The 22484-nt window shown below is 63.6% G+C and carries 23 protein-coding genes and 2 riboswitches; of the genes, 14 read left to right on the top strand and 9 right to left on the bottom strand.

Annotated elements, in window-relative coordinates; genetic code table 11:
• Positions 1-2 precede the first annotated feature (2 nt).
• The 3 genes from L8F45_RS16165 to L8F45_RS16155 all read right to left on the bottom strand — a co-directional run bounded on the left by L8F45_RS16165 (position 3) and on the right by L8F45_RS16155 (position 2333).
• A complete protein-coding gene (locus tag L8F45_RS16165) occupies positions 3-1238 on the bottom strand; it encodes an acyl-CoA dehydrogenase family protein (RefSeq protein ID WP_342358903.1) in 1236 nt (411 codons plus the stop codon).
• Positions 1238-1486 (bottom strand): acyl carrier protein, encoded by a 249-nt coding sequence (locus tag L8F45_RS16160; RefSeq protein WP_342358902.1) that lies wholly within the window; start codon positions 1484-1486, stop codon positions 1238-1240. Before L8F45_RS16160 ends, L8F45_RS16165 begins: the two co-directional genes overlap by 1 nt.
• 358 nt (positions 1487-1844) lie before the next feature.
• Positions 1845-2333: a DUF1636 family protein gene (locus tag L8F45_RS16155; protein ID WP_342358901.1), complete on the bottom strand. Its 489-nt coding sequence runs from the start codon at positions 2331-2333 to the stop codon at positions 1845-1847.
• 158 nt (positions 2334-2491) lie between these two features.
• A riboswitch (cobalamin riboswitch) is annotated at positions 2492-2687 on the bottom strand.
• Positions 2688-2886: 199 nt separating this feature from the next.
• On the opposite strand from L8F45_RS16155, the gene L8F45_RS16150 reads away from it, so the two are divergent.
• From L8F45_RS16150 to clpS, 14 genes are all read left to right on the top strand, one after another.
• Positions 2887-3960 (top strand): LacI family DNA-binding transcriptional regulator, encoded by a 1074-nt coding sequence (locus L8F45_RS16150; RefSeq protein WP_342358900.1) that lies wholly within the window; start codon positions 2887-2889, stop codon positions 3958-3960.
• A 49-nt stretch (positions 3961-4009) separates the two neighbouring features.
• A complete protein-coding gene (locus L8F45_RS16145) occupies positions 4010-5281 on the top strand; it encodes an ABC transporter substrate-binding protein (protein WP_342358899.1) in 1272 nt (423 codons plus the stop codon).
• An 11-nt stretch (positions 5282-5292) separates the two neighbouring features.
• Complete coding sequence (locus L8F45_RS16140) at positions 5293-6237, top strand: carbohydrate ABC transporter permease (RefSeq protein ID WP_342358898.1); 945 nt, start codon at positions 5293-5295, stop codon at positions 6235-6237.
• A gap of 9 nt (positions 6238-6246) precedes the next feature.
• A complete protein-coding gene (locus L8F45_RS16135; RefSeq protein ID WP_342358897.1) occupies positions 6247-7092 on the top strand; it encodes a carbohydrate ABC transporter permease in 846 nt (281 codons plus the stop codon).
• 50 nt (positions 7093-7142) lie between these two features.
• Positions 7143-8441 (top strand): alpha-glucosidase/alpha-galactosidase, encoded by a 1299-nt coding sequence (melA, locus tag L8F45_RS16130; protein WP_342358896.1) that lies wholly within the window; start codon positions 7143-7145, stop codon positions 8439-8441.
• A 12-nt stretch (positions 8442-8453) separates the two neighbouring features.
• Positions 8454-9470, top strand: coding sequence for an L-glyceraldehyde 3-phosphate reductase (gene mgrA / locus L8F45_RS16125; protein WP_342358895.1), 1017 nt, complete (start codon positions 8454-8456; stop codon positions 9468-9470).
• 156 nt (positions 9471-9626) lie between these two features.
• Positions 9627-9729, top strand: a riboswitch (TPP riboswitch).
• A 62-nt stretch (positions 9730-9791) separates the two neighbouring features.
• Positions 9792-11615 (top strand): phosphomethylpyrimidine synthase ThiC, encoded by a 1824-nt coding sequence (thiC, locus tag L8F45_RS16120; RefSeq protein ID WP_342358894.1) that lies wholly within the window; start codon positions 9792-9794, stop codon positions 11613-11615.
• A 3-nt stretch (positions 11616-11618) separates the two neighbouring features.
• The gene (gene thiO, locus L8F45_RS16115; protein WP_342358893.1) at positions 11619-12620 is read left to right on the top strand and encodes a glycine oxidase ThiO; all 1002 of its coding nucleotides are present in this window, start codon (positions 11619-11621) and stop codon (positions 12618-12620) included.
• Positions 12589-12786 carry a sulfur carrier protein ThiS gene (gene thiS, locus L8F45_RS16110; protein WP_342358892.1) on the top strand — a complete coding sequence of 66 codons (198 nt, stop codon included), beginning with the start codon at positions 12589-12591 and terminating at the stop codon, positions 12784-12786. Before thiO ends, thiS begins: the two co-directional genes overlap by 32 nt.
• A gap of 2 nt (positions 12787-12788) precedes the next feature.
• Positions 12789-13562: a thiazole synthase gene (locus L8F45_RS16105; RefSeq protein ID WP_425329930.1), complete on the top strand. Its 774-nt coding sequence runs from the start codon at positions 12789-12791 to the stop codon at positions 13560-13562.
• Positions 13559-14164: a thiamine phosphate synthase gene (locus L8F45_RS16100; RefSeq protein ID WP_342358891.1), complete on the top strand. Its 606-nt coding sequence runs from the start codon at positions 13559-13561 to the stop codon at positions 14162-14164. Before L8F45_RS16105 ends, L8F45_RS16100 begins: the two co-directional genes overlap by 4 nt.
• A 10-nt stretch (positions 14165-14174) precedes the next feature.
• A complete protein-coding gene (locus tag L8F45_RS16095; RefSeq protein ID WP_342358890.1) occupies positions 14175-15146 on the top strand; it encodes a ThiF family adenylyltransferase in 972 nt (323 codons plus the stop codon).
• 77 nt (positions 15147-15223) lie between these two features.
• Positions 15224-15928: a glutathione S-transferase N-terminal domain-containing protein gene (locus tag L8F45_RS16090; RefSeq protein ID WP_342358889.1), complete on the top strand. Its 705-nt coding sequence runs from the start codon at positions 15224-15226 to the stop codon at positions 15926-15928.
• Between the two features lie 106 nt (positions 15929-16034).
• Positions 16035-16340, top strand: a complete 306-nt coding sequence (gene clpS / locus L8F45_RS16085) for an ATP-dependent Clp protease adapter ClpS (protein ID WP_342358888.1) — start codon at positions 16035-16037, stop codon at positions 16338-16340.
• Positions 16341-16343: 3 nt separating this feature from the next.
• On the opposite strand, the gene L8F45_RS16080 is transcribed toward clpS, so the two are convergent.
• The 6 genes from L8F45_RS16080 to L8F45_RS16055 are packed head-to-tail and all read right to left on the bottom strand — an operon-like array spanning position 16344 to position 22483.
• On the bottom strand, positions 16344-17351 hold the full coding sequence (locus tag L8F45_RS16080; protein WP_342358887.1) for an ABC transporter ATP-binding protein: 1008 nt from the start codon (positions 17349-17351) through the stop codon (positions 16344-16346).
• Complete coding sequence (locus L8F45_RS16075; RefSeq protein WP_342358886.1) at positions 17348-18328, bottom strand: ABC transporter ATP-binding protein; 981 nt, start codon at positions 18326-18328, stop codon at positions 17348-17350. Before L8F45_RS16075 ends, L8F45_RS16080 begins: the two co-directional genes overlap by 4 nt.
• Entirely contained in the window at positions 18325-19884 is a 1560-nt protein-coding gene (locus tag L8F45_RS16070) for a gamma-glutamyltransferase (protein WP_342358885.1), read from the bottom strand. Before L8F45_RS16070 ends, L8F45_RS16075 begins: the two co-directional genes overlap by 4 nt.
• 27 nt (positions 19885-19911) lie before the next feature.
• The gene (locus tag L8F45_RS16065) at positions 19912-20697 is read right to left on the bottom strand and encodes an SDR family NAD(P)-dependent oxidoreductase (RefSeq protein ID WP_342358884.1); all 786 of its coding nucleotides are present in this window, start codon (positions 20695-20697) and stop codon (positions 19912-19914) included.
• A gap of 11 nt (positions 20698-20708) precedes the next feature.
• Positions 20709-21560, bottom strand: coding sequence for an ABC transporter permease (locus tag L8F45_RS16060; protein WP_342358883.1), 852 nt, complete (start codon positions 21558-21560; stop codon positions 20709-20711).
• Positions 21557-22483, bottom strand: coding sequence for an ABC transporter permease (locus tag L8F45_RS16055; RefSeq protein WP_342358882.1), 927 nt, complete (start codon positions 22481-22483; stop codon positions 21557-21559). The genes L8F45_RS16060 and L8F45_RS16055 overlap by 4 nt, the downstream gene beginning before the upstream one ends.
• Position 22484 lies beyond the last annotated feature (1 nt).

Below are 22484 nucleotides of genomic sequence, written 5' to 3'. Positions count from 1 at the left end.
GTTCACCTCAGCAGGCTCGGATCGTGCTTGTACACGCCGAGAAGATTGGATGTGTTGCCGAGGATGCGATCATTGTTGATCATCACCGGCGCTGACATCGCGTCGCGCATATGGCGCGCGAGGCTGTGCGGGCTGTCATTGCGATAGCCCTGGATGCCGCAGATCACGAACGCCTTCGTGACGATCTCGCCGACCGCCTGAGACGCTGCGATCTTCACGCTGTTCATGGCAACGACGAAGCCGATCGAGGACAACTCGTCGGCGTCTGTCTTCGCGCCTTCATAGCGCGCAATGCCGGCGAGGATCAGCGACTTCATGTTCTGCAGCAGCGCCAGCAGTTCCGCGAGACGCAGCGCGCCGGGAGGCGCCGTTCCCGGCCTCTTGCGCGCTTCGGCGCGCACGAAAGCCTCGGCGCGCGCGACGGCGTCGGACGCAATGCCGTACCAGACTGAAGCCCAGAGCAGATGCGCATGCGCCAGCATCGATTGCGAGGCGATCTCGGCGAACGGGCGCGTCATGATCTGTTCGGCGGGCGCCTGGCCGATGAAGGTGAAGCTGTCCGAGCAGGTGCCGCGCATGCCCATGGTGTTCCAGGCGCCGGTGCGCTCGAGCCGGTACTGATCCTTCGTCAGCGCGGCCATCACCTGATCGGACGGCGGCGCATCGGGATGACGGCGCGCGGTGATCAAGATCGCGTCGGCCTGCGCGCCATAGGAAATCAACGCGCCTTCCTTCGTCAGGTCGAAGATGTCGCCCTGCTGATCGACGCCGCAGACGCTGGTGCGCAGATCGCCGCCAACGCCGCCACCTTCCGTGGTGGCCGAGGCGATGAGAAGCTGTTCCGCAGCGATGCGACGCATGAAATCGAGATGCCAGGTCGAGTCCGCGCTGTGAGTGATGAGGCTCGACGTCTTGATCTGATGCATCGCATAGATCATGCCGGTCGAGGCGCAGCCCTGCGCCAGCGCGCTGCAGATGTCGGCGATCGCCGCGAGGCTCGCGCCGTCGCCGCCATAGGCGGCGGGGATCATGGCGCCGAGCAGGCGCTTTTCTTTCAGCGCGTCGAAAGCTTCCTGCGGAAAGCGGGCTTTTTCATCGACGTCCGCGGCGTGCGCGGCGCCGATGGTGCGGCTGATGATGCGGGCCTTGTCGACCAGCGCCTGATCCGCGGCCTTGCGATCGTCCGATATTGACCCAGGCTCAACGCCTGTAGGGGAGATGCGCGCGACGACGTTCATCACGCCGCCTGCGGATGCATGAGGCTTTGCAGCGCGCTTTCGATCGCAGCGACCGACGCGAAGTTGCGGCGGTTCATCATGCGGTCGGGAAATTCGACGTTGAACGCTTCTTCCAGCGCCATCATGATCTCGACGGAGCCGAAGGATGTGAGACCTGCCGCATGCAGGTCGTCCTGATCGCCAAGCGTGTCGATGGAGACCGGCAGCCGGCCATGCTTCGCGAGAATGTCGCGGATCTTCGCCTTCATGAGCCTCATCCTGCGTTCATCGTTATCTTTGCCGCTGCGGCTCGAAGCGGGCTCCGGCGCGCGGATTGGCGAAGACGTCGCGCGAAACGGGCGGAAGCGGAACGGCGCCCGACCCTGGAGGGTCGGACCTCGTAAGCTTGCCGATTGGTGTCGCGAAACCGCAATCGTCGCGTGTGGCAATAGCTGCTGAAATTTAAGACGGCGTTGATGCGCGTACAGAATCACGTTTCCAAACGGTTAATCGCGGCCTTAGGTTTTCAAATAGTAAGCGCGCAGCGGTGGCCGATCTCATTAAAATTTGAATGAATTCGGCAAGCGGTCGTTCAGCATCGATTTTCGCCGCCGGACAGAGGCTTCGTCAGGCTTCGCTGCATTCCGCCTTGCTGATCGTCGTGTCTGTTTCGATGCCTGGTTCGATCTCGCGCTCATGCGCGACAAAGCGATGAGTCGAGCCAAGCGGCGGAATGCGGCCAACCAAACCATCGCGCATTGTTTCAGGCCGCTCCCATCGGTCCATGTAGCCGTCCGGCTTTTCGCGATAGAGATCGAAGCAGGAGAGAACAGTTGCGGCGTCGATGGCGGGATCGAGATCGCCGAAGACATAGGTGAAGCGGTCATCGCCGGAAAAGGCGACGACGCAGGGCCGCTTGCACTGGCTCATGCAGCGGATGCGACGGACCGTGATCGGCTTCGTCGCGCCTTGCTCGGCTGCGTCCTCGATCGCATTGGCGAGCCTTGCGCCTGGCCGCTCTTCATCCCCACCGGTCCAGCCTGCGGGACGGCACGTCACGCAGATCGACAGCGCGACGCGCCCGTGATTTTCGGAATCCCGCTCAGAGCCCGACATGGCGAGCTCCGCAATCCAGTTGTCGCCGGGAGATGCGCGGCGCGGAAACGATGTCCGCTCGCAGGTATGAACATAACATGGCGCGACCCTTTTGTCGCGTCACGGCGGGCAAGCTTCGACCGAAGCCTTCGTCAGGGTGCCCCGCCCAACGCGTCCGCATGTGACCACGGTTGATGGCAGGTCTCCTGGCTCGCGGGTCGCAGCCTTCGGTCGCCTTCCCGGCAGAACGCCAGTGGCCGATGACCTCAGCTCTCCGCCTACAGTTGCGGGGGCAGCGCCGGACTAAGCCTTGCGGCCGGACCGGCTTCCCTTTTCATCCTTCCCGAAGGACGGAACCATCGCGGCGAGCTGTGAGAGAATTGCCGCGCGCGGTCAAGCGCGCCGCCCGCGGCCTCCCAAACGTAGCGGCGCCGGCGCCTCCCTTGCCGATCCTTCCCGGCTTGTCCGGCGGCGTTGACAGCCTGTCGAGGCGTCGCTAGCTTGTCCCGGCTAAATCGTGTTAGATCGACGAAGAGAGCAAGGCTCTTCGCAACGTCGGCGATGGGATGGAAGCGTGACGCGCAGCGAAAAGCTCAGGAACGGCTCCGGTCGCGCGACGAGCGCCGAGGTCGCGCGGCTCGCCGGCGTATCGCGCGCGACGGTGTCGCTGGTGTTGAACAATCGCGCCGGCGAGATCGGAATTTCGGCCGACACCGGCGCGCGCGTGGCCGCTGCTGCGGCGCGGCTTGGCTATCAGCCCAATCACGCCGCGCGTTCGCTGCGCCGCCAGCGGACGAATGTGATCGCGTTCCTGCTGCACAGCCTCGACAGCTTCTACAACGCCGAGGTCGTCAGCGCCGCGCATGCGGCCGCCCATGAGCGCGGATATTCGCTGAGCATCATGTCGGCGAAGACGGAGGAGCTTCAGCAGCGCGCCTTCGCCATGTTGTCGGGCGGCGTCGCGGACGGCGTCATCGTCGCCGCGCCTCCGGCGGACATGCTGCCGGATCTGAAGCGCCTTGCGGGCGCGGGTTCGCCCGTGATCGTGCTGCAGCACCACAGCCCCGACAAAAGCATTCAGGCCGTGCGCGTCGATCTCGAGATGGGCGGCTATATCGCCACGCGCCATCTGATCGAGCTCGGTCATCGCCGCATTGGCCATATCGGCAACGACGCGCAGCATCTCCAGAAGCGCCGGGACCGCACCGACGGCTATCTCAGGGCGCTGCGCGAGGCCGGCATCGCCATGGACGAGAGTCTGTTCGCCGCCGGCGATACGGGCCTTGGCGGCGGCTTCGCCGCGATGAATGAACTGCTCGCGCGCAAGCCGCGGCCGACCGCGGTCTTCGTCTACAACGACCAGATGGCGGCGGGCGCGCTGCATGCATTGCGCGAGAAGGGGCTGAGCGCGCCTGAAGATATGGCGATTGTGGGCTTCGACGGCATCGCGCTTGGCCAGTTTGTCTCGCCTGAACTGACGACCATCGATCACCCCCGCGAGGAGCTCGGCCGGCTCGCCGTCGAGGCGGTGATCGATCGCCTGAATGGCGTCTCCGACCAGCCGCGCGAGCGCGTGCTGCCGGCGCGGCTGCTCGTGCGCGAATCCTGCGGCGGCGCGACAAAGCGCGTCGAACAAGGAGGCGAATAACAAGAAGCGAAAATCCGATCGACAAAACATTCCACGGGAGGAAGCAATCATGTCGACGATCAACAGACGCAATCTTTTGAAGACAGGCGCTGGCGTCAGCGCGGGAATGTATTTCGGCGCGGCGCACGCGCAGGCGGCGATTTCGCTCAACATGACGAGCTGGGGCGCTCCGGCCGAGGTCGATGCGTTCAACCAGCTCATCGCCAAATACAAGGACGTGAAGCCCAACGTCTCGATCCGGCTCGATATCGTTCCGTCAGGACAGTATTATCAGCAGCTCGACACGCGGCTCGCGGGCAAGCAGGGGCCGGATCTTTTCCGCGCGCAATATCAGCAGATCGGCCGCTACGCCCAGAGCGCCGCTGCGATCGACGTGTCCAAATATCTCGACGCCGGTTTTGGCGACGCTTTCATGCCGTCAGTCTGGCAGGCGGTGAGCTATCAGGGCCGCATCCACGCTCTGCCGCACCACACCGACACGTTTGCGTTGTTCTACAACGCCGACGTGCTCGAAAAGCTTGGCGTCGAGCCGCCGAAGAGCATCGACAAGAGCTGGTCATGGGCCGAGTTCATCCGCGTGGCCAAGCTTATGAAGGAGAAGAGCGGCTTCAACTATCCCTTCGCCATGGCCTGGCAGAACGCCAACGCCTATCGCTGGCTCATGTATCTCTATCAGCATGGCGGAACGTTGCTCGACGCTTCGCTCAAGGCGCCGGCCATCAACAACAAGGCGGGCATTGAATCGATCGCCTGGACTCAAAGCTGGTTCACCGAAGGGCTCGTGCCGCCGAACACGTCGCTGAAGAGCACGGAGCCGACGCAGAATCTGTTCGCGACGGGCAAGATCGGTCTGCTGCTCAATGGCGACTGGCAGATTCCCTTCATTCAGGATCAAGCCAAGTTCAAATGGGGCGTGACCTACATGCCGCGCGACGTCGCGATGGCGTCGGACCTCGGCGGCAATGCGCTCGCGATCTCGCGCGACACGAAGAATGCGGAAGCGGCGGCCGACTTCCTCAAATTCATGGTCAATGAGGAGAATATGCGCGCTTTCGTCGTCAAGGCGCAGCTTCTGCCCGTGCGCAAATCAATGGTCGAGAAGGGCGTAAGCTATGATCTCAGGCCGAGCGAAATGAAGGTGTTCCTCGAGCAGAGCAAGACAGTGCCTGAACATCTCGTCAGCACCGTGGTGCTGCCGACCTGGGGCCGCTTCAACGCCAAGCTCGCGGACGAACTTGAACTCGCCTTCACATCGGGTCAGGCGGCGGACGCGACGGCCGCCAATATCGAAAAGCATGCCCGCGCCATGCTGACGACCTGACGGGTGTAGCCTTGGCTGTTGTCGAGACTCTGGGAAGGCCGGCGCAAAGCCGGCCTGAGACGCCAGCGGCGCAACGCCGCTGGTGGGTCGCCGCGCGAACAAAACTGACGCCCTACATGTTCATTGCGCCGAACATGGCGCTGTTCTCCGTCTTCGTCTTTTTTCCGCTGCTCTACGCTTTCTATGTCAGCCTGCGCGAATGGAGTCTGATCGACACGCCGCGCTATGTCGGCCTGGAGAATTACGAACGGCTCTTTTCCGACCCGCAATTCTGGCAATCGCTGCGCAACACGCTCGTCTATTCCTTCGCCACGGTGCCGACGAGCCTCGCCATCGGGCTTGTGCTGGCTTTGGCGCTCAATCGCGATTTGATCGCGCGCACTTTTCTGCGCAGCCTTTATTTTCTCCCCGTGGTGATTTCGAGCGTCGCGACGGCGGTGATCGCGGCCTGGCTGTTCAACGACAATTACGGCGTGGTGAACATGCTGCTCCGTCGCGTCGGCCTTGAGCCGGTGGCGTGGCTGTCGTCGCCGCGCTGGGCCTTGTTCTCGCTTGTCATCGCAACGCTCTGGGTGCGCGTCGGTTTCTGCATGGTGGTCTATCTCGCGGCGCTGCAGTCGATCTCGCCGACCTATTACGACGCCGCCGAAGTCGATGGCGCCACGCGCTTCCAGCAGTTCCGCCACATCACCTGGCCGCTGCTTCGGCCCGCGACGTTCCTGCTGCTGATTCTCAGCGTCATCTACTCCTTCCAGGTCTTCGACCTCATCTATGTCATGACCGGCGGCGGCCCTGGCTTCTCCACGACCATGGTCGTTCAGTATATCTATCAGGCCGCCTTCGTGAGTTCCGAGATGGGCTATGCGAGCGCGATGGGCGTCGTTCTCTTCCTCCTGATCCTCGGTTTCACGCTTCTGCAATGGAGCGTGAACCGGCGGGTCGAGGACGTGGCGTAGGAGAAGGCCATGGCGCAAGTCAGAAGCGAACGCCCATGGCGCAGGCGCGCGGAGGATGCGGCCATCTGGCTGTTGCTGGCGGCCGGGGCGGCGATCATGTTCTTCCCGGTCTACTGGATGTTCGCGACCGCGGTGCGCCCGAAGGACGAGGTGTTCTCGGGCTCCGCCGGCATGATTCCCTCGAGTTTCGTCTGGTCGAATTTCGGCGAGGCGATCAACAAGATGCCCTTCGTCAACTGGACGGTGAATTCCTTGGTCATCGCGGTCATCGCGGTCGTGATCACGGTGACGCTCAATCTTCTCTGCGGCTACGCCTTCGCGAAATTCCGCTTCGCCGGCCGCAACGTGCTGTTTCTCGGCGTGCTGTCGGCGCTGATGATCCCGATTCAGGTGATCATCGTGCCGTTGTTCCTCGTGATCTCCGAGCTTGGCCTGCTCAGCAACTACTGGGGCGTGATCCTGCCGCGCGCGGCGGAGGCGTTCGGCATCTTCATGGTGCGGCAATTCATGGTCAGCATCCCCGACGATCTCCTGGAGGCGGCGCGCATCGATGGCGCGAGCGAACTCTCGATCTTCTTCAAGGTGGTCGTGCCGCTGTCGAAGCCGATCATCGCCGTGCTGGTGATCTTCACCTTCATGTGGCGCTGGAACGATTTCGCGCTGCCGCTCGTGGTGCTGATGAATCAGGATATGTACACGGTGCAGCTGGGCCTCAATATCCTGCGCGGCCAGTACAATACGGAATGGACGATGATCATGGCGATCGCACTTCTGTCGCTCGCGCCGATGCTGGTCATCTTCACCTTCTTCCAGCGTTATTTCGTGCAGGGTATCGCCAGCACGGGACTCAAGTGATCGCATCTCGCAGCGATGCGGCCGCAATCTGATCGATGAAAGGGAAATCGATGGTCAAGATCGCCATGATCGGCGCGGGAAGCGCAGTCTTCGTCAAGAATCTGCTGACTGACATTCTGAATTTCACCGAACTCGGGCGCGTCGTCATCACGTTGCATGATATCGATCCCGAACGACTTGAAACCGGCGGCATGATGGCGCGCTGGACCGCCAAGCAGTTCGGCGCCGATGCGGTCATCGAGGAGCATCTTGATCGCCGGCGCGCGCTCGAAGGCTGCGACTTCGTCATCAACATGGTCCAGATCGGCATGCACGAAGCGACCATGATCGACTTCGACATCCCCCGGAAATACGGGTTGAAGCAGACGATCGCGGATACCGTCGGCATCGGCGGCATCTTCCGGGGCCTGCGCACCATTCCCTTCATGACGGCGCTCGTCGCCGACATGCAGGAGCTTTGCCCCGATGCGGTGCTGCTCAATTACACCAACCCCATGAGCATCCTGACATGGGCCGTTTACAAGGCGTTTCCGAAGCAGCGCGTGGTCGGCCTCTGCCACAATGTGCAATACACCGCGCGCGATCTCGCCGAATATCTCGACGTCGATCTGTCGCGGCTGACCTACGATTGCGCCGGCATCAACCACATGACCTGGTTCCTGAAGCTGCAGATCGACGGCAAGGACGCCTATCCCGCGCTTTGGAAGGCGATGGAGAACCCCGAAATCTACGCCAAGGACAAGGTGCGTTTCGAATTGATGCGCACGCTCGGCTGGTTCGTCAGCGAGTCGAGCGAGCACAATGCGGAATACACGCCCTATTTCCTCAGGCGCGACGACCAGATCGCCGAATATGACGTGCCGGTCGATGAATATATCAGGCGCAGCGTGCGCAATCTCGGCCGTTACGCCGAGACGCGGCGCAAGCTTCTGGCCGGAGAATCCTTTCCGCTGGAGCGCAGCGCCGAATATGGCTCGTTGATCATCCGCGCCATGGTCACGGGCGAACCGGAGGTCATCTATGGCAATGTCGAGAACACGAAGCTGATCGACAATCTGCCGGAAGGCTGTTGCGTCGAGGTTCCCGTGATCGTTGATCGCAACGGCCTGCGGCCTTGTCATGCCGGAGCGCTGCCGCCGGAGCTTGCGGCGCATTGCGCGCCGCATGTCTTCGTGCAGGACCTCACCGTGCGCGCCGCGCTCGATGGCGATCGCGAGCGGGTGCATCGCGCCGCCGCCCTTGACCGGCACGCCGCCAGCGTGCTCACGCTGAAGCAGACCCGCGAGCTCGTCGATGAGCTGATCGCCGCCCATGGCGACGCCATGCCGAAATGGCGCGTGGCTGCATAAGGGAGAGGCGAGGTGGCCTGGCGACCCGCGAGCAATCGCTACGACTCCATGATCTACAACAGGTGCGGCGGCAGCGGATTGCTGCTGCCCGCCATCTCGCTCGGCCTCTGGCAGAATTTCGGCGCCGACCGTGCGCTCGAGAATTCGGCCGCCATGTGCCGGCGCGCCTTTGATCTCGGGATCACCCATTTCGATCTCGCGAACAATTACGGCCCGCCTCCCGGATCGGCCGAGGAAACGTTTGGGCAGATTCTGCGCAGCGATTTTCGCGCCCATCGCGACGAGCTGATCATCTCGACCAAGGCGGGCTATCGCATGTGGCCGGGGCCTTACGGCGATGGCGGCGGCCGCAAATATCTGCTGGCGAGCCTTGATCAGGCGCTCAAGCGCATGGGGCTTGACTATGTCGACATCTTCTACTCCCACCGATTCGACGCGAATACGCCGCTTGAGGAGACGATGGGCGCGCTCGACAGCGCCGTGCGGCAAGGCAAGGCGCTTTATGTCGGCATTTCCTCTTACAAGTCCGCTGAGACGCGCGCCGCAGCGAAAATCCTGCGCGAGCTCGGCACGCCATGTCTCATCCATCAGCCGCGCTATTCCATGATCGATCGCTGGGTCGAGGAGGATCGCCTGCTCGATACGCTCGATGATGAGAAGATCGGCTCGATCGTGTTTTCGCCGCTCGGCCAGGGCGTGCTCACCTCGCGCTATCTCGACGGCGTGCCGGCCGATAGCCGCGCCGCCGCCGGCGTGACGTCGCTGCGCGCCGCTTTTCTTCATGACGAGAATCTCGCGCGTCTGAGAGCGCTCGCAGCGCTGGCGAAGCGGCGCGGCCAGACGCTGGCGCAGATGGCGATCGCCTGGACCTTGCGCGGCGGGCGCGTCACGTCGGCGCTGATTGGCGCGAGCCGCGTCGAGCACATTGACGATTGCGTCGGCGCGCTGGCGAACCGCGAGTTTAGCGCCGACGAACTGGCCGAAATCGACAAGCTGACCTTGGGGTGGCCGCACGGCGCTGCGCGATAGATCACGCCGCACTTTGATTGAATCAATCAAAGTGCGGGAACGTGATCGACTCCAAAAGTTTAGAGCATGGCTTTCGCGAAAAACCGGTTCCCACTTTTTCGCGCCATGCTCTGGGCGGCGCCCCGATTGACTTACAAGTCCAATCAACCCATGTTCGCAATGTCCGAGGGGTGTCCCGCAAGGGGCTGAGATGGCGAAAGCCGGACCCTTTGAACCTGATCCGGGTCATGCCGGCGAAGGGACGGGAAGACGGCGCGAAATTCGCTCAGCCTTCAACATCTTCGCACCCGGATCTCCTGCGAAAGCGTTTGGAGGAGATCCATGAACAAGCACGTCAATCAGAAGAATCTGCAGCCCGCGCCGCAGACCGTGACCACGGGCCCGATCGCCGGCTCGCGGAAAATCTATGCCGCGCCCGCATCGCATCCCGATATGCGCGTGCCGTTTCGCGAGATCGCGCTGTCCGATCCGCTGGAGCCGCCGGTTCGCGTTTATGATCCGTCAGGCCCTTACACCGAAACGGATATGCGCATCGATCTCGAAAATGGCCTGCCGTCCGTGCGCGAGAGTTGGCTCGCGGCGCGCGGATTTGAAGCCATTCCCGGTCGCGCCGTCCGCCCTGAAGACAATGGCCATGTGAGCGACGCGAAGCTGACGCCGCTTTGCCCGGCGCGGCGCGACGTGCGCGCCGGCAGGACGAGCCAGCTCGTCACGCAGTTCGAATTTGCGCGCGCCGGGATTATCACCGAAGAGATGATCTATGTCGCCCATCGCGAGAATCTCGGGCGCGCCGCGGCGCTCGCAGATATCAGGCGCGATGGCGAGAGCTTCGGCGCTTCCATTCCCGATTTCGTGACGCCGGAATTCGTGCGCGAGGAGGTGGCGCGCGGCCGCGCCATCATTCCCGCCAATATCAATCACCCCGAGCTGGAGCCGATGGCGATCGGCCGCAATTTCCTTGTCAAGGTCAACGCCAATATCGGCAATTCGGCGGTGACGTCGGGCGCCGCCGAAGAGGTGGAGAAGCTGGTCTGGGCGATCCGCTGGGGCGCCGACACGGTCATGGATCTCTCCACGGGACGGAACATCCACAACATCCGCTCCTGGATCATGCGCAATTCGCCGGTTCCGATCGGGACAGTCCCGATCTATCAGGCGCTTGAAAAAGTCGATGGCGATCCGCTGAAGCTCGATTGGGAAGTCTTCAAGGACACGCTGATCGAGCAGGCCGAGCAGGGCGTCGACTACTTCACCATCCATGCCGGCGTGCGGCTTGGTCATGTGCCGCTCACCGCGAGGCGCGTCACCGGCATTGTCTCGCGCGGCGGCTCGATCATGGCGCGCTGGTGCCTCGCCGGTCATCGCGAGAGCTTCCTCTATGAGCGCTTCGACGAGATCTGCGACATCATGCGCCGTTACGACGTCTCGTTCTCGCTCGGCGATGGATTGCGTCCCGGCTCGATCGCCGACGCCAACGACGCTGCGCAATTCGCCGAGCTGGAAACGCTGGGAGAGTTGACGAAGATCGCCTGGGATAAGGGCTGTCAGGTGATGATCGAGGGCCCCGGCCATGTTCCCATGCACAAGATCAAGGTGAATATGGAGAAGCAGCTTCGCGAATGCGGCGAGGCGCCTTTCTACACGCTGGGACCGCTCACGACCGACATCGCGCCGGGTTACGATCACATCACGTCAGGAATTGGCGCTGCGATGATCGGCTGGTTCGGCACGGCGATGCTTTGCTACGTCACGCCGAAGGAGCATCTCGGTCTCCCCAATCGCGACGATGTGAAGACGGGCGTGATCACCTATCGCATTGCAGCCCATGCGGCCGATCTCGCCAAGGGTCATCCCGCCGCGCAGATTCGCGATGACGCGCTGTCGCGCGCGCGGTTCGATTTCCGCTGGGACGACCAGTTCAATCTGTCGCTCGACCCTGACACCGCGCGCGCTTTCCACGACGAGACCTTGCCGAAGGATGCGCACAAGGTGGCGCATTTCTGCTCCATGTGCGGGCCGAAATTCTGCTCGATGAAAATCACGCAAGACTTGCGCAAGGAAGCCGATGCGATCGCCGGAATGGCGGCGAAATCGCAGGAGTTTCTTGATCAGGGCGGCGCGCTCTATGTGCCGGCGGCGGAGTAGATCGTGCGTGTGACTGTTGTCGGGGCTGGCGTCGCCGGCCTCGTCGTTGCGACGGAACTGGCGGAGCGCGGCGTCGCCATCGAGCTGATAGATCGGGGCGAGCGTCTTGGCGCCGAAAGCTGCTCCTGGTGCGCGGGCGGCATGCTGGCGCCCTGGTGTGAGCGCGAGAGCGCGGAGCCTGTCGTTGCCGAGCGTGGCTTGGCAGCGCTCGACTGGTGGTCAAAGCGCGTGCCTGATGTCGCGCAACGCGGAACGCTTGTCGTCGCGCCGCCGCGCGACGTCGGCGAGCTCTCGAATTTCGCGCGTCGCACAGAGCGATTTCGCTGGGTTGAAGGTGATGAGATTGGAGAGCTTGAACCTGATCTGTCGGCGCGGTTCCGCAGGGGACTGTTTTTCCCCGATGAAGGCCATCTCGATCCCAGACTTGCGCTCGTCGCACTGCTTGATCGCCTGCGCGATTTCGGCGCCGCGATCCGCTTCGGCGTGGAAGCTGATCTCAACGAAATCGAAGCCGACGCCATCCTCGATTGCCGCGGCTTCGCGGCGCGAGACGATCTGAAAGAGTTGCGCGGCGTGCGCGGCGAAATGCTTGTTGTGCGGATGCGTGACGTCGCTTTCACGCGGCCCATCCGTCTGCTGCATCCGCGCATTCCGCTTTATGTCGTGCCGCGCGCGGATCATTGTTTCATGATCGGCGCGACCATGGTCGAGAGCGCCGAGCGTCGCGGCGTGACGGCGCGCGCCGCGGTCGATCTGCTCAACGCCGCCTATGCGCTGCATCCTGCCTTCGCCGAGGCCGAGATTATCGAGATGCGCGCCGGGGTGCGGCCGGCCTTCCCCGACAATCTGCCGCGCGTTTTCAGGCGTAGGCGGACAATCCATCTCAATGGCTTCTATCGCCACGGCTTCCTGCTGTCGCCCGCTTATGCGCGCCTCGCGGCCGACATGGCGCTCAACATGACGGAGGATCGACATGAAGATTCGCGTGAACGACTCCGAGCGTGAACTCTCCGCTTCGACCTTGGCCGAAGCGCTCGACGCGCTCGGCTTCCGCGACGCTGTGGTGGCGACGGCGGTGAATGGCGAGTTCGTCGCCGCCGCCGCACGCGCATCAACGTCGCTTGCCGAAGGCGACGCGGTCGAGATCGTCGCTCCGATGCAGGGCGGCTGATCATGAAGCTCTATGACGTCGAGATATCGTCGCGGTTGCTGCTGGGCACGGCGCAATATCCATCGCCCGCCATTCTCGCCGACGCGGTCCACGCTTCGCGCGCCGACATCGTCACGGTGTCGCTGCGACGCGAATCCGGCCGCCTGCGCGAAGGGCAGGATTTCTGGAGCCTGATCCGCGGGCTTGGCGTGCGCGTGCTGCCGAACACCGCGGGTTGTCACACCGCCAAGGAGGCGATCACCACGGCGCGCATGGCGCGAGAAGTGTTCGGCACGCCCTGGATCAAGCTTGAGGTGATCGGCGATTCCGACACGTTGCAGCCTGACGTGTTCGGCCTCGTTGACGCCGCGCGCGCGCTGGCGTCCGAAGGATTCGAGGTTTTTCCTTACACGACAGAAGATCTCGTTGTGGCCGAGCGGCTTCTTGAAGCCGGCTGCAAATTGCTCATGCCCTGGGGAGCGCCGATCGGCAGCGGGCGCGGCCTCAACAATGTCTATGGGCTGAGGAGTCTGCGCGCGCATTTCCCCGATACGCCGCTGATCGTTGACGCCGGCATCGGCCTGCCGTCGCACGCCGCCGCCGCGATGGAGTTCGGCTATGACGCGGTGCTGCTCAACACCGCGGTGGCGAAGGCGGGCGATCCCGTCAAGATGGCGGCCGCCTTCGCGCAGGCGATTGAAGCTGGCCGCACAGCTTATCTCGCTCAACCCATGGAGCCGCGCGACATGGCGGCGCCGTCAACTCCCGTGTTCGGAAAGGCAAGTCTCTCAGGATGATTCTCGATCGTTTTTACCCCATCGTTGAGAGCTCAAGCTGGGTTGATCGTCTGACGGAAGCTGGAGCGCGGCTCATCCAGCTTCGCGTCAAGGATAAGGAAACGGAACTCGTGCGCTCCGAGATTCGCGCGAGCCTCGCGCTATGCGCGGCGCGGGGCGCACAGCTCATCGTGAACGACTATTGGCGTCTTGCGATCGAGGAGCGCGCCGATTTCATCCATCTCGGACAGGAGGATCTGGAAGGCGCCGATCTCAAGGCCATCAAGGCGAAAGGGATCAGGCTTGGCGTCAGCACGCACAATCACGAAGAGCTCGAACGCGGGCTGTCGACAGAGCCCGACTATGTCGCGCTCGGGCCGATCTATCCGACGATCCTGAAAAAGATGCCCTGGGCGCCGCAAGAGCTCGATCGCATCGGCGAGTGGAAGCAGCTGATCGGCGATCTCCCGCTGGTCGCGATTGGCGGGATCACGCTTGAACGCGCGCCATTATGTCTTGCGGCTGGCGCCGACAGCGCCGCCGTGGTCACCGACATCGTACGCGCCGCCGATCCCGATGCGCGCACGCGGGAATGGATCGCGGCGACGCGAGCCTCAGACTGAGGAGAAGCGCATGAGAGATCGCTATGCGCGCCAGACGATCCTTCCCGAGATTGGCGCCGAGGGCCAGGCGAAAATCGCCGCGTCGTCCCTTCTCGTCGTCGGCGCGGGCGGATTGGGATGCCCGGTTCTTTCCTATCTCGCCGGAGCTGGCGTCGGCCGCATTGTCATCGTCGATCATGACCGCGTCGATGAGACGAACCTGCATCGCCAGCCGCTCTATCGCATGAAGGATGTCGGGCGACTGAAGGCCGAAGCGGCGCGCGAGCGGCTGCATGCGCTCAACCCAAATGTCGATGTGACTTCGATCGCCGAGCGGCTCTCGCCTGACAGCGTCGATGCGCTGATTGCGCAGGCCGATCTCACGCTCGATTGCGCCGACAGCTTCGCCGTCAGCTATATCTTGAGCGACGCTTGCGTCGCTGTTCGCAAGCCCCTCGTAAGCGCTTCGATTGTCGGCATGTCCGGCTATGTCGGCGCCTTCTGCGCCGGCGCGCCAAGCTATCGCGCGGTCTTTCCCGAAATGCCGTCGCAACTCGCGAACTGCGCAACCGCTGGCGTGATGGGGCCGGCCGTCGGGGCGCTGGGCGCCTTGCAGGCGCAGATGGCGCTGCATCTCATTCTCGGGATAGAACCGTCGCCGCTCGGACGCATGACCACCTTCGACGCGCGGCGCCTTTCGTTCGGCGGATTCTCCTTCGCCGGCGCGCCTGAGCCGATGGGACATATTGCGCGCTTTCTCTCGGCCAAGACGATCGCGGAGAACGACGTGGTCGTCGATCTCCGCGGCCTTGAGGAAGCGCCGGTCGCGGCGTCGCCCCATGCGCGCCGCTTGTCCGTCGACCAGGTCGATGAGTTGATCGGCGACGTTTCGCCGCAGGCGCATGTCGTCCTGTGCTGCCGCACAGGATTGCGCGCATCGCGCGCCGCGTCGCGTCTGGCGAAGAATGGATTCTCAAACCTGTCGCTGGTGGCGTTCGGATAAAGCCTGTCGCGCGGATTGCGTCGCGCGATGATGAGACTATCTTCAGGGAGACTTCTCTTCCCTCTCCCGGAAATCCCATGTCCGATCTCTCCGCATTCCCGATCGCGTCGCGCTGGCCGGCGAAACATCCCGATCGCCTTCAGCTCTATTCGCTGCCAACGCCGAACGGCGTGAAGGTCTCGATCATGCTCGAGGAGATCGGGCTCCCCTACGAGCCGCACACGATCAACATCGGTCAGAACGAAACATGGACGCCGGAATTCCTGTCGCTTAATCCGAACGGCAAGATTCCCGCGATCATCGATCCCGATGGTCCCGGCGGAAAGCCGCTTGGTCTCTTCGAATCCGGCGCGATCCTGATCTATCTCGCGGAGAAGACGGGCAAGCTCATGTCAGCCGATCCCGCTCGCCGTTATGAAACGATGCAGTGGGTGTTTTTCCAGATGGCGGCGATTGGCCCGATGTTCGGCCAGGTCGGTTTCTTCCATAAATTTGCGGGCAAGGACTACGAAGACAAGCGCCCGCGCGATCGATATGTCGCGGAATCAAAGCGCCTGCTCGGCGTGATCGAGACGCGCCTCGAAGGGCGCGACTGGATCATGGACGACTACAGCATCGCCGATATCTCCATGCTCGGCTGGGTCCGGAATCTCGTCGGCTTCTATGGCGCGCGTGAGCTGGTGGAGTTCGATGGCCTGAAGCGCGTGCCGGCCTGGCTGGAGCGCGGGCTGGCGCGGCCTGCCGTTCAGCGCGGGATCGAGATTCCGAAACGTCCCGGCTAACAAAGACCGCGCGAGGGCGTTATCGCGCGATCTCTGGACGCGGCTCCCTGATCGCGGGAAAATGGCGGCGCGCGACAGGCATACTGTCATCGGGAGCCCGCGTTCCTTGAGCGACACCAAAACCGGAACCCGCACCAAAACCCGGCTGAAGGTCGATCGACCGCGGCTGCACAAAGTCATTCTCCTGAATGACGATTACACGCCGCGCGAATTCGTCGTGATGGTGCTGAAGGCCGAATTTCACATGAGCGAATCACAGGCCCATCGCGTGATGATCACCGCGCATCAGAAGGGCTCCTGCGTTGTCGCCGTCTTTCCGCGCGATGTCGCCGAGACGAAGGCGACGCGCGCGACGGAGGCCGGCAAGGCGAAAGGCTATCCGCTCCAGTTCACGACCGAGCCCGAGGAATAAAGCTCACGCCGCGACCGGCAGCGGCTTCGATCCCGCGCGCACGAAGCAGGCGGCGCTCGTTCCGTCAGGCGCATCGGCGAGAAGCGGCCGCGCCGTCGCGCAGACGTCTTCGCGGATCGGGCAGCGGCTGATGAAGGGGCAGCCTTTCGGCGGCGACAGTGGCGAGGGTAGGTCGCCTGTGAGGATAATCTTCTCGCGCCGGCGTTGCGCGATCGGATCAGGCAGCGGGATCGCCGACAGAAGCGCCTGCGTATAGGGATGTCGCGGCGCGCCGAAGAGCGCGTCGATCGGCCCGCGCTCCGCGATGGTCCCGAGATAGAGCACGATCGCCTCATCCGCGATGTGCCGCACCACCGAGAGGTCGTGCGAAATGAAGAGATAGGCGAGCTTGAGGTCGCGCTGCAGCTCCATCAGCAGATTGAGAATCTGCGAGCGGATGGAGACGTCGAGCGCCGACACCGGCTCGTCGAGAATGAGCAGACGCGGCGACAGCGCGAGCGCGCGCGCGATGACGATGCGCTGGCGCTGTCCGCCTGACACAGCGTTCGGTAGACGCTCTGCGAAAGCGGCGGGCAAACCGACGCGATCGAGCAATTCCGCGACGCGCTTGCGACGGTCGGCGCGTGTCCATCCTGCGATCGCCAGCGGTTCGGCGATGCTGTCCGCGATCGTCATTTTTGGATTGAGCGCCGCGCTCGGATCCTGAAACACGATCTGGATGTCGCGCGCCAGCGCCGCGCGTTCGCGCCTTTCGAGCCGCGTAATGTCGCGGCGGTCAAAGATGATCTTTCCCTCGGTTGCGCGCTCAAGCCCGATCACCGCGTAGGCCGTGGTCGATTTGCCGCAGCCGGACTCGCCGACGAGCGCGATGGTGCGCCCCGCGGCGACATCGAACGAAACGCCATCGACCGCCTTCACCACGCCGCCGGCGACGCCGACGCCCTTGCGCAGCGGGAAATGCACCTTGAGATCGCGCACCTGAAGAAGCGCGTTGTCGGCGATCGCGCTCACGCCAGCGCCTCCACCTCTCCGCTGCGCCAGCAGGCGGCGCGATGATCCCTCGCGATCGGCGCGAGCGGAGGAACTTCCACACATTTTTCGAAAGCCAGCGGGCAACGCGTGCGGAAGCGACAGCCTTCCGGCCAGGATTCGGCTGTGGGCACCATGCCTTCAATCGTCCTGAGCGACATCTTGCGCGCGCCGTCGAGCGTCGGAATCGTCGCCAGCAGCAGCTTGGTGTAGGGGTGACGCGGCTCGGCGAAAATCTGCTCGACAGGTCCGCTTTCGACGATGCGCCCGCCATACATCACGCAGACATCGTCGGCGAGATCGGCGACGACGCCCATGTCATGCGTGATGAGCACGATCGCGGCGCCAACTTCGTCACGCAGGCGCCGCATCAGGTCGAGAATTTGCGCCTGGATGGTGACGTCGAGCGCCGTCGTCGGCTCGTCCGCGATCAGGAGAGCCGGCCGGCAGATCAGCGCCGCTGCGATCATGATGCGCTGGCACATGCCGCCCGAAAGTTCGAACGGATATTGCCGCGCGCGCCGCGCAGCGTCGGGAATGCCGACGCGGCTCATCATCGCGATGGCTTCGTCGCGGGCTTCGCGCGCCGAGAGACGGCGATGAAGACGCAGCGCCTCTTCGACCTGCTCGCCGACGCGCATCAAGGGATTGAGCGAGGCGATCGGCTCCTGGAAAATCACGGTGGCGTCGTTGCCCCGCACGTCCGCCAGATCATCTTCGTTGAGCTTTGTCAGCTCGCGTCCGCGCAGATGGATTGCGCCGCCCGCAAGCCGCGCTGCGGGCGGCAGCAGACCGAGGATCGACAGAGCCGTGAGGCTCTTGCCGCTGCCGCTTTCGCCGACGATGGCGAGAATGCGTCCGGCGCCGACGCCGAGCGAAACATGATCGACGATCCTGTTTCCGCCGATCTCGATGCTGAGATCGTCGATCGAAAGAACCGTATCAGCCGACGCGTTCATGCCGATGTCGCCGCGTCGGGCGCCACAACGGCCGCCCATGGACTCGTCGGATGCGCCATGCCGACAAATCCGCCATCGATTTCGCGCATCACCGCGGAGGGAACCGAGAAGTTCACGGGATAAAGCGTGTCCTCGACGATCTCGACCGGAAAATCCTGCGCGACGGCGGCCGCGACATCGGGTTCGGCCCGCGCGTCGATCTTGATGCGCGGCGTCGAGGCGTCGATGCGCGGGCGATGAACCGCGTCTTCGAGCGAGAGGCCGAAATCAGCGACAGCCGAAACAAGCTGCAGCACAGTCGGAAAAATCGTGCGGCCGCCGGCGGCGCCGATCGCCATCACGGGCTTTCCGTTCTGGCTCAGCACGAGCGGGCACATATTGGCGAGCGGCTTCGCATCGGGCGCAATGCTGTTCGGCTGTCCCGGCCGCGGATCAAACCACATCATGCCGTTATTGAGGAGGAAGCCGCCGCTTGCCGGTGCGACTCTCGCGCCGAAGCGCGACAGGAGCGTGTTGGTGAGCGAGACCATCGTCCCCTCGCGATCGACGACGCTGATATGAGAGGTGCAGCCCGCTTCCGGCGTCGCCGCATGGCCGAGAGTCGTAAGGCGTTTCGCATAGGCGTTGCGGATCGCGACGGCGTAGAGATGAGCGGCCTCCGCCGAAGAGCTGCTGTGAGAAAGGTTGCTTTGGCTGAGCGCATCCGCGGCTTCGAGAAAGCTTGGCCCGCCGCTGAGGCCGGGAACAGCTGCAATATCGAAATCACGATAACGCCCGGCGAGCGCCGGCCGCCATGCGACCTCATAGCTTGCGAGATCGCGGCCGCGGATCGCTGATCCGCCTTTCTCGAGATCGCGCGCGAGGCCCTGCGCGATTTCGCCCTCATAGAAATCGCGCGCGCCGGCCTGCGCCAGTCTCTCAAGCAGCTCGGCCTTTCGCAGCATCGGCTTTCGCAACAGCGCGCGCCCGTCCGCGGCGCGCGGCGCGCGGCCGCCATCGAGAAAGACGTCTGATGTGACAGGGTCCTGCGCCAGGCTGGCGGATTCGATTGAGATGCAGAGCGCCGCATACCAGTCGATTTCAAGCCCCTTTCGCGCATGCTCGATCGCCGGCTGCAACGCCTCGGCCCATGAGATCATGCCATGTTTTTCCAGCGCGGCTGCGAAGCCTGCGATGGCGCCGGGCACGCAAACAGACTGATAGCCCGAGACGTTTCGGTCTCCGACGACAGACGGCCAGTTGAACCAGTTGCCAGCCTGCGCATCGGCGAGCGGATAGTCTGCGGGATCAAGGCCAGCTGCGGAGCGAACATTGAAATCGAGCGTCTCGGTCGCGCCCGTGCGCCCATCCGCATGAACGAGAAATCCGCCGCCGCCGATGCCGGACAACCAGGGCTCGACGACGCTGAGCACGAGCGCTGACGTGATCGCGGCGTCCATCGCATTGCCGCCGCGCGCCAGCGCGGCCGCGCCGGCCTCGGCCGCGTGGCGGTTCTGCGCGGCGACAAGTCCGTGTCGCGAGCGAACCGCGGCCTTGCGAAGGGTGAAGGTCTGCATCGAAATCAGATCAAATTAACTGCGAACTCAGAGCGGATTCTTCTTGTCCTGATGGACCGCGAGCGAGCCGATCGAATTGCCGCCATCGATGGTGAGCGTCGCACCGGTGACGTAAGCCGAGGCGTCGCTCGCGAGATAGAGCAGCCCGTTGCCGACATCTTCGCGCGAGGAGGGGCGTCCCAGCGGAATCTGCGAGATCGTGCTCTGGATATGCGCGTCGGTGAGATCGCTGACCTTGCTGCCGGCGGCGAAACCGGGCTCGAGCGCGTTGACGCGGATGCCGAACTCCGCGAGCTCGACGCCGAAGCCCTTCGTCAACCGGTCAAGCGCCGTCTTCGAGGTGCAATAGGGCACGACGGTGCGGCGCATCTTCCGCGACGCGCCGGAGGAAATGTTGATGATCGAGCCCTTCACTTTCTTCTTCACCATCTGCGTCGCGATCTCGCGCGTCAGAATGAAGGGCGCGCGCAGATTGACGGAGAAGATGCGGTCGAATTCTTCCGTCGAAATGTCGAGCAGGAATCCGCTGGGATAGATGCCGGCATTGTTGACGAGAATGTCGGCAGCGCCCCAGCGCTTGCCGACTTCGTCGGTGAAGGCCTTGATCGAGGCTTCGCTCGTGAGATCGGCTGTCTTCACGAAGCTCTCGCCCGAGAGCTTCAGCTCCGACGAGAGCTTGTCGAGATCATCGCCGCGTGCATCGGTCAGCGCGAGAATAGCGCCGGCGTTGTGAAGCGTCTCCACGATCCAGCGGCCGATGACGCCGCATGCACCGGTCACGATCGCGCGTTTGCCCTTGATGTCGTCGAACATGATTTTGTCTCTCAGCGAAAACGGGGGTCGAGGCGGTCGCGCACCGCGTCGCCGGTCAGATTGACTGCGAGCACGAGCGCGAAAAGACAAAGGCCCGGCAGCGTCGCCACCCACCAGGCGGTCGCGACATAGTTGCGCCCAGTGCTGAGCATGGCGCCCCAGCTCGCGGTCGGCGGCTGCACGCCGAGGCCGAGGAAGGAGAGGCCGGCTTCAAACAGCACCATCAGGCCGAATTCGAGCGTCGCGACCACGCTGACCGCGCCGATGATGTTGGGCAGCACATGGCGGAAGAGCACGCGCAGCGACCCCGCGCCCATCAACGCCGACAGCTTGACATAGGGCATCGTCACGACGGAGAGCGTCTGGCTATAGGCGACGCGGGCGTAACGCGGCCAGCGCGTCAGCGCGAGCACCATGATGACATTGATGAGGCTGGGGCCAAGCACCGCGACGGTGATGATCGCGAGCAGCACGGCCGGCACCGACAGGAACACGTCGACAATGCGCATGACGACGATCTCGATCGCGCCGCGCCTGTAGCCCGCGATCATTCCGAGCGTCACGCCGACGACGCCTGAGATGAGCACCGAGGCGAAAGCGACGATCAGCGAGACGCGCGAGCCATAGATGATGCGGCTCAAAAGATCGCGGCCGAGCTCGTCGCTGCCGAGCGCATAGTAATAGGCGCGCGACGTCGTTCCCGGCGGCTTGAGGCGCCCGATGAGATTCTGGAAATTGGGATCATAGGGCGCAATCAGCGGCGCGAAGATCGCCGCCAGCGCAAACAGCACAATGATGACGACGGGCCACCAGCGTCCGAGCCGGAGCCGCTTCGCTTTACCCGTTGGCGCGCCGCCGCTCATGCCTTGGCCTCAAGCATGATGCGGGGATCGACGACGCTGTAGAGAATGTCGGAGATGAGATTGAGCAGAACGGTGACAAAGGCGCCGAGCAGCACCACGCCCTGCACGATGAGAAAATCGCGCGCCAGAATCGCCTGCACCGTCACCTGGCCGATGCCTGGCCAGGCGAACACGGTTTCGACGATGACAGCGCCGGCGAGCAGGTTCGAGATTTCGAGCGCCGCGACCGTGATGATCGGGATCGAGGCGTTACGCGCGACATGGCGGAATAAAAGACGGGTCGTGCGCACGCCGCGGGCGCGGGCCGTGCGCACATAGTCCTTCGAGAGTTCATCGAGCAGCGCGGCGCGTGTGATGCGGGCGAATGTCGCCATGCTGAGCAGCCCCAGCGCGATCGAGGGCATCACGAGATGCGAAAGCCCACCGGTGGAGGAGGGCGGCAGCCAGCCGAGCGTCACCGCGAAGACGAGGATCATCAGGATGCCGCTCCAGAAGGTTGGCATGCTCTGAGCCGCGAGCACGAGCCCGGCGGCGATCCTCGCGATCGCGGTGTCGCGATAGAGCGCAAGTAGCACGCCGATGGGAATGCCGATGCCGCAGGCCACCATCAGCGCGCCGCCCGCCAGCATCAGCGTATAAGGCATGCGCGAGGCGATGATCGTCGACACCGGCACGCGCTGCACGACCGACTGGCCGAGATCGAAGCGCGCGAGATCGGCGAGGAAACTTAAGAACTGCGTGAATAGCGGCCGGTCAAAGCCGAGCGCGTGACGCAGCGCATCGATGTCAGCCTGCGTCGCCGTCTCCGGCACGAGGAGATAGGTGGGGTCTCCGGTCAGACGCTGCACGAAGAAGATCAGCGTCGCCACGCCAAAGATGGTGATGAACGCCTGACCCAGTCGCTTGAACAGAAACCCCTGCATA

The sequence above is a fragment of the Terrirubrum flagellatum genome (genome assembly GCF_022059845.1).
Lineage (GTDB): Bacteria > Pseudomonadota > Alphaproteobacteria > Rhizobiales > Beijerinckiaceae > Terrirubrum > Terrirubrum flagellatum.
The sequence above is the reverse complement of the archived record's forward strand: the minus strand, read 5'-3'. Positions and strand labels throughout refer to the sequence as shown.

Coding starts and splice junctions, on each gene's coding strand:
- L8F45_RS16155 (WP_342358901.1), bottom strand. CDS start 2,333: ATGTCGGGCTCTGAGCGGGATTCCGAAAATCACGGGCGCGTCGCGCTG.
- L8F45_RS16135 (WP_342358897.1), top strand. CDS start 6,247: ATGGCGCAAGTCAGAAGCGAACGCCCATGGCGCAGGCGCGCGGAGGAT.
- L8F45_RS16055 (WP_342358882.1), bottom strand. CDS start 22,483: ATGCAGGGGTTTCTGTTCAAGCGACTGGGTCAGGCGTTCATCACCATC.
- L8F45_RS16165 (WP_342358903.1), bottom strand. CDS start 1,238: ATGAACGTCGTCGCGCGCATCTCCCCTACAGGCGTTGAGCCTGGGTCA.
- L8F45_RS16145 (WP_342358899.1), top strand. CDS start 4,010: ATGTCGACGATCAACAGACGCAATCTTTTGAAGACAGGCGCTGGCGTC.
- melA (WP_342358896.1), top strand. CDS start 7,143: ATGGTCAAGATCGCCATGATCGGCGCGGGAAGCGCAGTCTTCGTCAAG.
- L8F45_RS16075 (WP_342358886.1), bottom strand. CDS start 18,328: ATGAACGCGTCGGCTGATACGGTTCTTTCGATCGACGATCTCAGCATC.
- L8F45_RS16160 (WP_342358902.1), bottom strand. CDS start 1,486: ATGAAGGCGAAGATCCGCGACATTCTCGCGAAGCATGGCCGGCTGCCG.
- thiC (WP_342358894.1), top strand. CDS start 9,792: ATGAACAAGCACGTCAATCAGAAGAATCTGCAGCCCGCGCCGCAGACC.
- L8F45_RS16060 (WP_342358883.1), bottom strand. CDS start 21,560: ATGAGCGGCGGCGCGCCAACGGGTAAAGCGAAGCGGCTCCGGCTCGGA.
- L8F45_RS16070 (WP_342358885.1), bottom strand. CDS start 19,884: ATGCAGACCTTCACCCTTCGCAAGGCCGCGGTTCGCTCGCGACACGGA.
- L8F45_RS16100 (WP_342358891.1), top strand. CDS start 13,559: ATGATTCTCGATCGTTTTTACCCCATCGTTGAGAGCTCAAGCTGGGTT.
- L8F45_RS16090 (WP_342358889.1), top strand. CDS start 15,224: ATGTCCGATCTCTCCGCATTCCCGATCGCGTCGCGCTGGCCGGCGAAA.
- L8F45_RS16065 (WP_342358884.1), bottom strand. CDS start 20,697: ATGTTCGACGACATCAAGGGCAAACGCGCGATCGTGACCGGTGCATGC.
- L8F45_RS16105 (WP_425329930.1), top strand. CDS start 12,789: ATGAAGCTCTATGACGTCGAGATATCGTCGCGGTTGCTGCTGGGCACG.
- L8F45_RS16095 (WP_342358890.1), top strand. CDS start 14,175: ATGAGAGATCGCTATGCGCGCCAGACGATCCTTCCCGAGATTGGCGCC.
- thiS (WP_342358892.1), top strand. CDS start 12,589: ATGAAGATTCGCGTGAACGACTCCGAGCGTGAACTCTCCGCTTCGACC.